22 protein-coding genes are annotated in these 9216 nt (G+C 33.4%); all 22 read left to right on the forward strand.

Going from position 1 to position 9216, the window contains the following annotated elements; translation table 11 throughout:
• Positions 1 to 99 precede the first annotated feature (99 nt).
• The gene (locus BMW45_RS15060) at positions 100 to 330 is read left to right on the forward strand and encodes a hypothetical protein (protein ID WP_092245200.1); all 231 of its coding nucleotides are present in this window, start codon (positions 100 to 102) and stop codon (positions 328 to 330) included.
• Complete coding sequence (locus BMW45_RS15065) at positions 330 to 680, forward strand: hypothetical protein (protein ID WP_092245203.1); 351 nt, start codon at positions 330 to 332, stop codon at positions 678 to 680. Before BMW45_RS15060 ends, BMW45_RS15065 begins: the two co-directional genes overlap by 1 nt.
• 10 nt (positions 681 to 690) lie before the next feature.
• Positions 691 to 927, forward strand: coding sequence for a hypothetical protein (locus BMW45_RS15070; protein ID WP_092245206.1), 237 nt, complete (start codon positions 691 to 693; stop codon positions 925 to 927).
• 288 nt (positions 928 to 1215) lie between these two features.
• Entirely contained in the window at positions 1216 to 1407 is a 192-nt protein-coding gene (locus BMW45_RS15075) for a hypothetical protein (RefSeq protein ID WP_092245208.1), read from the forward strand.
• A gap of 73 nt (positions 1408 to 1480) precedes the next feature.
• Positions 1481 to 1924, forward strand: a complete 444-nt coding sequence (locus BMW45_RS15080; protein WP_092245211.1) for a hypothetical protein — start codon at positions 1481 to 1483, stop codon at positions 1922 to 1924.
• 68 nt (positions 1925 to 1992) lie between these two features.
• The gene (locus BMW45_RS15085; protein WP_092245214.1) at positions 1993 to 2184 is read left to right on the forward strand and encodes a hypothetical protein; all 192 of its coding nucleotides are present in this window, start codon (positions 1993 to 1995) and stop codon (positions 2182 to 2184) included.
• 16 nt (positions 2185 to 2200) lie between these two features.
• Positions 2201 to 2392, forward strand: a complete 192-nt coding sequence (locus BMW45_RS15090) for a hypothetical protein (RefSeq protein WP_092245217.1) — start codon at positions 2201 to 2203, stop codon at positions 2390 to 2392.
• A gap of 284 nt (positions 2393 to 2676) precedes the next feature.
• Positions 2677 to 2904: a hypothetical protein gene (locus tag BMW45_RS15095; RefSeq protein WP_092245220.1), complete on the forward strand. Its 228-nt coding sequence runs from the start codon at positions 2677 to 2679 to the stop codon at positions 2902 to 2904.
• Positions 2901 to 3233, forward strand: a complete 333-nt coding sequence (locus tag BMW45_RS15100; protein ID WP_092245223.1) for a hypothetical protein — start codon at positions 2901 to 2903, stop codon at positions 3231 to 3233. Before BMW45_RS15095 ends, BMW45_RS15100 begins: the two co-directional genes overlap by 4 nt.
• Before the next feature lie 31 nt (positions 3234 to 3264).
• Complete coding sequence (locus BMW45_RS15105; protein WP_025232876.1) at positions 3265 to 3504, forward strand: hypothetical protein; 240 nt, start codon at positions 3265 to 3267, stop codon at positions 3502 to 3504.
• Between the two features lie 29 nt (positions 3505 to 3533).
• Positions 3534 to 3677, forward strand: coding sequence for a hypothetical protein (locus tag BMW45_RS27875; protein ID WP_166433366.1), 144 nt, complete (start codon positions 3534 to 3536; stop codon positions 3675 to 3677).
• A gap of 36 nt (positions 3678 to 3713) precedes the next feature.
• Positions 3714 to 4742: a tyrosine-type recombinase/integrase gene (locus BMW45_RS15110; protein ID WP_092245225.1), complete on the forward strand. Its 1029-nt coding sequence runs from the start codon at positions 3714 to 3716 to the stop codon at positions 4740 to 4742.
• 33 nt (positions 4743 to 4775) lie between these two features.
• Positions 4776 to 4913, forward strand: coding sequence for a hypothetical protein (locus BMW45_RS27880; protein ID WP_166433367.1), 138 nt, complete (start codon positions 4776 to 4778; stop codon positions 4911 to 4913).
• The gene (locus BMW45_RS15115) at positions 4913 to 5158 is read left to right on the forward strand and encodes a hypothetical protein (RefSeq protein ID WP_092245229.1); all 246 of its coding nucleotides are present in this window, start codon (positions 4913 to 4915) and stop codon (positions 5156 to 5158) included. The genes BMW45_RS27880 and BMW45_RS15115 overlap by 1 nt, the downstream gene beginning before the upstream one ends.
• Positions 5159 to 5237: 79 nt before the next feature.
• Complete coding sequence (locus tag BMW45_RS15120; protein ID WP_092245231.1) at positions 5238 to 5930, forward strand: hypothetical protein; 693 nt, start codon at positions 5238 to 5240, stop codon at positions 5928 to 5930.
• A gap of 22 nt (positions 5931 to 5952) precedes the next feature.
• Positions 5953 to 6117, forward strand: coding sequence for a hypothetical protein (locus BMW45_RS27885; RefSeq protein WP_166433368.1), 165 nt, complete (start codon positions 5953 to 5955; stop codon positions 6115 to 6117).
• Between the two features lie 103 nt (positions 6118 to 6220).
• Entirely contained in the window at positions 6221 to 6661 is a 441-nt protein-coding gene (locus tag BMW45_RS15125; RefSeq protein WP_092245234.1) for a hypothetical protein, read from the forward strand.
• A 10-nt stretch (positions 6662 to 6671) separates the two neighbouring features.
• Complete coding sequence (locus BMW45_RS15130; RefSeq protein WP_092245238.1) at positions 6672 to 6890, forward strand: hypothetical protein; 219 nt, start codon at positions 6672 to 6674, stop codon at positions 6888 to 6890.
• 27 nt (positions 6891 to 6917) lie between these two features.
• Positions 6918 to 7124 (forward strand): hypothetical protein, encoded by a 207-nt coding sequence (locus BMW45_RS15135; RefSeq protein WP_092245241.1) that lies wholly within the window; start codon positions 6918 to 6920, stop codon positions 7122 to 7124.
• A 25-nt stretch (positions 7125 to 7149) separates the two neighbouring features.
• On the forward strand, positions 7150 to 7500 hold the full coding sequence (locus BMW45_RS15140; protein ID WP_092245244.1) for a hypothetical protein: 351 nt from the start codon (positions 7150 to 7152) through the stop codon (positions 7498 to 7500).
• Positions 7501 to 7664: 164 nt separating this feature from the next.
• Positions 7665 to 8216: a type II toxin-antitoxin system PemK/MazF family toxin gene (locus tag BMW45_RS15145; RefSeq protein ID WP_092245247.1), complete on the forward strand. Its 552-nt coding sequence runs from the start codon at positions 7665 to 7667 to the stop codon at positions 8214 to 8216.
• Complete coding sequence (locus BMW45_RS15150) at positions 8191 to 9150, forward strand: hypothetical protein (protein WP_092245250.1); 960 nt, start codon at positions 8191 to 8193, stop codon at positions 9148 to 9150. The genes BMW45_RS15145 and BMW45_RS15150 overlap by 26 nt, the downstream gene beginning before the upstream one ends.
• Positions 9151 to 9216 lie beyond the last annotated feature (66 nt).

Here is a 9216-nt window from a genome sequence, read left to right on the forward strand (position 1 = left end):
GCGTTTGAAAGAAAGCATGGAATAATCAAGTAGCTACATGAAAGACAGGTTTCAATCCTATAGTTATCGGTAAGCTTAAACCGTTAGAGAGGTGAGAATATGGATAGTCATTTAGCAGTACATTTTTATTCATTGAAAACAGGGGCTTATTGCGGAGAGGGATTTTTAATGCCAAATATGGATTTTTTTGAAACAGTATATGTACCAAAACATTTTCCAGAAGCCATTAAAATAGATACCAATAAATACAAAATTGATGATGGACAATATATTTGTTGTGAACCATCATTTATGGCACACATTTTAAAGGCGAAAGAGAGGGAAATGTAATGATCAAATGCAGCTATAAATTAAATGATGTATATGTTGATGGTTATGGATATGAACACTATATATCAAATAAGGAATTACTTATAGAAAAGTGTTGTAATCTTGAAGTAGGGGAAGGCTTTGACTGGAATGAATTTGACGATGGCGAAGTATTAACTAGTTATAGGGTTGATAAAATCGAATGGCACGACTCAGTGGTTATATTAATTGGAGGATACGGAGGATTCACATTAAGTTGTTATTGTGAAAGTGAAAAATGTTGTGATAAATATGATATCACTGAAACGATTAAAGAATTTTTCGATAACAGAGTTATAGATAGTGATGAAATTATTTTAATTAGTAAATAAGGAGGATTCTATGGTAAATACAATCAATGACTATGATAATTCATACAGTTATCAGCGCCTGAAACGGCGTAAGCAACGTAGAAATACAATCATATGGCAGCGAGTCATGGGAAGCATTTTAATTGTGCTTTCTATTTTTATACCTTATTTACTATCAGACCAGGATGGAAACGGTGCTATTGCACTTATAGCGTTAATTATAAGCGTAGTATTATTTACACAAACGGGAGGATATGAGCACAAATGAAATTTTATTATGAACTAGATAAAGATGGGCAAATCAAAATGTCTATAAATGGAAAGTACATAGGTACATTCAGTAATTTCACAGAAATATATGCTTTACATACTCTTATTTGAAAAATACATAGCCTTGTCGGTGATCTGGAAGGATAGATCGTGCTGCAAAAGTAAACAAGGCATTCCCGGCAGTCTGAAAGTGATTGCTGCTTACCACAGATAATTAGTGGTTGACCTGGCGTAAGCCACTAACCGCACATAATTAGCGGTATATTATTTATAGGAGGTGTTTCGTATGGAATATAGAGAATTAGAGCAATGTGAGGATTTTGACAAGCTGGAAGCAGTGTTTGACGATAATATGCTTAACTATTATGAAAAGCAGCTAGAAGGCTATTTGAGCGGATCAGAGGAGCGGCCGGTGGTTGCTTGTTGGTGGGAAGGTGCCATGAGTACAGAGGACTTTATAGAAATGTATGTATCTTAATGGAAAAAATTGGTAGTTAATTGTTAAGGAATAGATTGTATAATTAAGAAAAAACTACCAAGGAGAAGGTGCTATGAGAGTAGTAAGAACACTTGAGTATATTTACAATAAAGATTTAAACAATTATCTAGCATTAAAATTTGCTTATGCTTCCAATAAGGGGATGGAAGTGGAAATTGAGCTTACAGAACCAATTATTGATCTACTTATTGAATTTAAGGATTATAAAAAAATCTTAGACAAGGCATTCAAGTATGCATTTAGAACAGTTAAAAAGTGTGATGAAAAGAAACTAGTTTTTTGCATGTTTTATAATTATGGTCATTTATATTTGGCTATAATTTATCCTGCTTTTACTAAAACGGATAGAATGGTATTTGCGAAAGATATTGAAAAAAAGATGTATCGAGTTATAAAAAAATATGAAAACGTTCATCAACATATTGTAAATGAGAAATCTAAAATTGCACATCAAATAGCAATAGCATGTAACGATCAGGATATAGTTTTTTATTAAAGAGGAACCTTTGGGCTCCTTTTTTAGTGGGTAAAATTAATATTTTGGTAAGAAGAGGAGAAAATGATATGAGCATTAAATCTAATAGTAAAAGAAAAGAAGTTATTCGTTTAATATTGCAGGAAGGTTTTCTTCCACTGAATATGCAAATTATAAGAGAAGATTCAGATTTCAGAGCAGCCATGTACGAGATGATAGCGGAAGGCACGTTAAGATTTAGGAATTGTGAGGGTGCTGCCGTTGAATTAAATGAGGCGTAGTTGAAAGGAGAAAATAATGAACAAATATAACGTGCAAGTAATATTAAGACCTGTAAGGACAGATTTGGGTAGAGGAAGTAGGCGATTAAATATTATATTTGATGCTAAATCAAAAGAAGAAGCAGAAGATTTTGGAAAACAATATTTTGAAGGATTTTTACGTGATGGCGTTGAAATTATAACTAACGCCACTATCACAACTGGGTAAGTGAGATGCTACTGAATCAAAAGATATTCAGTTAAAAGAGATATTTTATAGAAAGGATTAAAATATGTGCAAAGATTGTTATTTTGTGGATAAAGGGGAAGATGGAAGATTTCTCTGTACGTGTGAATCTAGCGAGAAACTTTATAAATACGTATCAGATATTTTTGTTTGTGATGAGTATGTAACAAAAATCGCACATGATTATAGGACAATGAATCCATTTGAATTTGCATCAAAGTATTATGGATAAAAACAAGATTTGATCTTGAAGAGAGGTGACTACAATGTCGTTTTATTTTCCGATGATATCAAGCGATATCGAGAGAAAAGAATATAAGCAGAGGGTAGATGAAAAACTAGAAGATCTTTATGAGGATCTAAAATGGTTGATACATTGGGAAGATACTTTTAATTCAGAGGTTAGTTTTTATAGAGATGAAAACATGGTATCTGATTATACATATTTAAAAAATGTAATTGATAAAATATTAAAAAGGAGAATAAAAAAATGAGCAAATTAAGAGTGTGGTGGATTCCACAGATAGGTATTAAAGAGACATTTTATATCCCAGTAAACACACCGGAGGAAGGGAAGAAATTTTTAGATGCCTTGGCTGCATATGACGCTTTTCAGTTGCAGAATAATGTAAAACCAGATTATTGCAACGTCGGAGGGCTACAGATGTTTGATGAAAGCGAACAGGAATGGAATGATTGGTGCCTAGAGTACTACGATGATGTAGATGATTATTGTGAATCAAAAGATTGTCAACTAAGAGAAGAGCTGACACGGTTTAATCAGGAATTATTTGAACAAATTGATTGGAACAGATGCAAATAAATCCACAATTTAAAGCAGGAAAGGATAACACATGAATAAGAAATTTTACGAATATTCAAATGCGTCTAGATATCCGACTGTAAATGAAGTTGTATCTCCTCATTGTCCTACTGGTGAAGACGATCCTGTTACATTTCTAGCATATGCAGAAGGTAGGAAAGCAGCTTTTTATCTGGCTATGGCTCATATTTACGATGGGAAGCCTCTACAAAGGTTCTATGGAGAATATAATGGTGAGAATTACCACGGAGAGGTATCGTGTGTAATGTAAATGAAATCAGGATTTTAAAGGAGGTTTAAATGAAAATTGGAAAAGTAGACTTATCACCGCTATATGACTACTTGAATGGAAGCCAAATCGAGGGAGAAAGAGTAGTAGTTTATGACAACAGCAACGCTAAACATGTGTGGAACTATAGGGGTGGTAAATATATAACCGAATAAACCGAGATTAGTCGGAATAAATACGGAGGTAAAACAATGACATATCACGAACAGAATGATATCCAGAATATAAAAAAACTTAGAAGTATTATATCCGCTTTGCCAGCTTATTGTGAAGACTTCTTTCGAGGAATCGAGCCGAGAACTTCTTCCAAGACAAGGATTGCTTATGCCGGTTATTTAAGGCTCTTCTTTGATTATTTAATTAGAAGCAGTAAAGCTACAAATATGGAGTCAATTACTCTTGATGTGTTGGAAAACCTGAAAGTCATTGATTTTGAAAAATATATGGAATGGCTAAAATGTTGGAGTGATGATTCAGGGAATGAAAATACAAACGGGGAATATAGCCTAAAGAGCAAAATATCGGCATTAAGAGCATTCTACAAATATCTTTATCAGAATGAGAGGATAAAGAATAACGTAGCGTCGCTTGTGCAGCTTCCCAAATTGCATGACAAAGAAATAGTACGTCTTGACAGTGACGAAATGAAAGCATTTATCCAGGTTGTAGAAACTGGTGAAGGTTTAGAAGGAAGAGAACGTGCCTTCTTTGAATTGACCCGGAAGCGAGACTTAGCAATAATTATGTTGCTGCTCACTACGGGAATCCGTGTTTCAGAATGTGTTGGTTTAGACATCAAAGATGCGGATTTCAAAAAAAGCGGGATTAGAATATACCGGAAGGGAGGAAAAGAAGAAACCGTATATTTTAGCGATGATGCCAGAGAAGTCTTAGAATCTTATATAGAAGAAAGAAAACAAGCAGAGGCAATCAAAGGGCATGAAAATGCTCTATTTTTATCTTTGCAGAACAAACGGATATCAACCAGAAGCGTAGAAGATTTAATTCCTAAGTATGCAAGGTTGGCAGGAATCCAGAAGAAGGTTACTCCTCATACACTACGTAGAAGCTATGGAACGGCCTTATATAACGCCACAGGGGACATTTACCTAGTCGCTGGTACATTGGGCCACGCAGATGTGAACACCGCCAAACGGCACTATGTGGCATTAGAAGACGAGAAAAAAAGAGAAAATAGGAACGCTGTTAAACTGAGATAGAAGACATGTTAAATGAGAATGGAGAAAAATAATATGAACAAGAATAATCAGCTGGTATTAGATCCGGGAGATAAGATAATTTGTAATGAAAACGATCCACATGTATGGTATGATAATATGAAAGAAGCACTTGAAAACGCAGGATTTACACTATCGAAGGAGGTGGCATAATGGCAGGACTTATTGTTATTATTTTAATGGTTGCATATTACAAATATGCAACTCGTAGGCCGAGATATGGCACTCAAGAGTATCTTGATTGGAAATATAAGAATTATCCAGGCGGTGGCGAGTATATGAAATCATTAGAAAAGAAGAATATGACATGCTCATATGGGGATATCCTGATGACACCATCTGAAAAAGCGGCCTATAATAAGCACGAAAAAGAAAATGGAAGACCTGGAATTGAATAATCTAAAATTGCAAGTAATCCTAGATTTTACTGTGTTGCATGGTTAAAAGGATTGTTTTATTGTAAAAGGAGTAAATATTATGAGCGAATATAAAAAAGAGCAAACAAAATTTGGTGAAAAGACAACTCATCCTGCGTACGGTATGTTATCATTTAGCAGAAGAACCGGTAGTAAAACTCCCTTGTTTGGTAGCAGCATAGAACACAGAGATACGATTGCTATGACGCTTACACATGGAGATATTACCAGAGGTTTAAACTCAGATTGGTATCATGGTAACGAAATTATTGCTGAAGTTGAAATGAGTTATTCTCAATTTGCAGAAGCAATCACATCTATGAATATGGGAAGTGGAGTTCCAGTTACTGTACGACGAACTGAAAAAGACGGTAGGATACCAGAATGTGATTTTGTAAATAAGAAGGAACAGTTTCAAGATGAATTAAAAGAAAGATTATCAAATGCAACAAAAATGTCTCGCTGTTTGATTAAAGAAGTCCAAACGCTTTTTGATGAAGAGAAAACGTTGACTAAGTCAGACAAAGCAGAAATTATTAATAAACTCACGAAAGTATCTTCTGAAATTAATGGCAATGTTAATTTTACTTACGAGATGTTTAATGAGCAGATGGATAAGACGGTTATGGAAGCTAAAGGTGAGATCGAAGCATTTTATCAGAATAAGATAAATTCGATTGCACAAGCTACTTTGGTAGAGCATAAAGATTACTTAGTTGGATTAGAAAATCCGGTTGAAGTTGACTTGAAATGATTATTTGATTGGGGGATAAAGAGTGAAAGATCAGTTAAGCAGGATCAATAATAAAGTACAAGTAACTGGGAGTCTTGATAGGTTAAGACTAGCTCTTCTGCTTAATGATGTTAAAGAAAACCCAGATAAATATCCGCGTGATACAAATGATTGGGTAGAGTGGTTAAATAGAAGACAGTTGGGATAGAGTTAATCGAACATATCATTGAATCGGATAAGTTATTAGATGGATTATATAAAGATGAAGATCAGTTAAAATAATAGTTTTAAATCTAACGTGGAGGATTTATATGAGTAACAATATATTTACGAAGCCAGAGCGTCCATTTCTGCTAATATATGAAGATGAGGAGCATAATGTAAGTTATTCTTGGCTTGAAACAGTAGAAGAATTACTAGAAGTTGCAAAAGAAATTAGAGGTAGTGATGGAAGAATCATAAATTCTATAGAAATTGGAAGTAGTCGAGAGGTTAATAGTGAAGATGTTATCCGAGATGCAGGAAATTTTGTCGAAAATGTTATTTCTACTTATCAAAGAGCATGTGAGCTGGGATTTGATAGCATTGTGATTGCAATAGATACAGATATCGAAAAAGCATATTATATTAATGATACCGAAAATGGATTCCAGTGCGATAATTTTGACTATTACTTTGATGATATAGATTCAATTGCAGAAGAACTGTTTAATGAAATACATGGAAATGTCACAGAGATAAGAATAGAGTAGGAGAAATGAAATGGCAAGATATAGGGTAGGGGCTTTAGTAAGTTCTATGATTTATGACGAATTTGATGCAGATAATGAAGAACAGGCAAAGGAAATGATGTGTGATAAATATGGAGATATGTCTATTACCTTGTGTGCACATTGCTCAACTAAAATTGATGGTTTGTCAGTAAGTGAAAATACTGAAGATTATGAAGTTGAAGAAATAAATAAGCAGGATGAAATTTGAGTTTGAATTAGAAAGGTTGTGATTTATTTGCAAGAACAATATAGACTTGTTAAAGACTTAAATACAGAAGATACATGGGAATTTGATAAAGGAAATGCCACTCTTAAAAAAGGACTCATGTGTTATTTAGACACTTGGGAAAGATGTCCGACTATTATGTATGATGGAAAGGCTATTTGTGATTTTGATAGTAAGATGGCTAACGAATGTTTTGAAAAGGTTAATGAAATCTAAGATTCATATGGAGAAGGGGCATAATATGTACATAATTAAAGATAGCAACGACAGGTATTTTGTACAGTGGATTGGTAGCATACCGGTTTTTAATGGGGATATATCTTCTGCAAAAGTACTTAATGAGAAAGATGCAAATAAGGCAATAAGATCGTTGAAAATGATAATTAAAGGTAATTACGAAAAAATATTGTGCGATGAGGAATTTATAAAAAGGATGAATAGGGATAATCCTGAGTGGTATCGTCAACAGATAGAAGAATTACTGAAGCAATATGAACAGAAATCAAAAGACACCTATAATTCCAATGGAGGAGCGTATTTGATATACAAACAAATTATTGACGATTTGGAAACGGTTTTATATAGTAATTAGGACTTTGGAGGTGAATGGTATCTCGTAGTAAGGGTCATAGTAAAGTTTTTACAAATAAATAAAGAAAACTGTTGACATGGTGTGAAATTAGTGATATAGTTACGTCAGATGGAAATAAAGAAAACCAAAAAAACAGATTGGTATGAAAAGGAGGATATGTATAAGTGTCAACAGTAAAAGTGATTGGAAATAATGTGTGTTTATTAAATAATGATAGGGTGGTTCACAGCAGGAGCATAGCGGAAACTATATATTGCGGAGAGGTGAGATATGCATATCTTCCCAAAATGCCTACTGTTGAGGGATTAAAGTTCCACATTCAAGAGAAAGCAAGACCTGTTTTGATCGTATCAAACAACGCTAACAATAGAGCCACCAACGGTAACGTCCAAGTTATTCCGTTTACATCAAAAGACAAGACCAGTTTGCCAACTCATTTATCATTCAAGGCAGGAGAATTTGGGCTTGCAGAAGATTCAATTTTGATGGCCGAGTGTGAGACGCAGATTCCAGCAATGTTTGTTTTTGAAAAAATCGGCGAAGTAAATGATAATAAAATTATTGAAGATATCGTCCAAACGATAATTATTCAGCATGGCTTGTTTGCAAAACTTATGAAAAAGAGATATAATAAGTCGAATGTGAACCGATCAGTGTCTGATTATAAGGTTATCGAAGGGAGAAAACATAATGACTTCGAAAGAAATATTGGATAATTTTTCGAAAATAGACTCAAAATCTACAGCAGCAGCAAAATACATCAATGGACAGAATCCTTTTCAATATGAGGAAGAGTTTGGAGCAGACTTTATTCACTTTACTGATAAGATGATATCAGATATGTTGCTTGAAAAGAAGAGGTATTATAGATTATTCTATTTATCGAAAGCAATAACATATTACCGTCAATTCTACGACTACTGTAGGAGTTGTGGATATATTAATAATAATCCTGTAAGCGATAATTCCATATATTTTACTTATTCATATATGTTGCAAAAAATTGTTAAACTCGGAAACGTAGAATTATATTCAAGAAATTATATTACAAGTAAATGCAACGGGTTTGACGAAAATACTCCATATTACAAATCAATTGCACTGTCCATCTATGAAGGTGTTAAAGACTTTAACTCTCTATCTAAAATCAAGTACAGCGATATTGATTTTGAAAAAGGTATTATTAAAGTAGCCGATGATCATATAAAAATATCAGAAGAATTGCTTCAGACATATAAAGATATGTATGATATGAATTCCTTTAAGAATATGTCAAGACAAGAATACTTTTTATTTGATGATTCTATTGATTCTTTAATAAGGCAGTTTCAGAAAAGAGGAGAAGGAAAATCAAGTAATGACTTGGTTAGATTTGCAAGATTTATGAGTTTAAAAATTGTCGAAACAGGCTTAGACTGTAATTTCATTTATGATTCTGGATTGATATTTAGGTTATCAGAAATTCTTGGAAAAGAAAGATTATTAGAAATTCTTGAATATGATAGTGGCTTAAGTAAAAAAGAAAAAATAGAAAATAATAAGGCTATGCAAGCTGCCCTTATAAAAGCAGGAAGCAATCTTCTGTGCAAAAACTTCTTGTTTGACTATAGAGTATATGGCGTTTGTTTGAAAAATAATTTAATAAAGTAATCCTTGAGTCTAAACGTCTATTAATGGCGTTTAAATTCAAGGGATTGAAATAAATAAAGAAAACCA

Source organism: Lacrimispora sphenoides (genome assembly GCF_900105215.1).
Taxonomy (GTDB): Bacteria; Bacillota; Clostridia; order Lachnospirales; family Lachnospiraceae; genus Lacrimispora; species Lacrimispora sphenoides_A.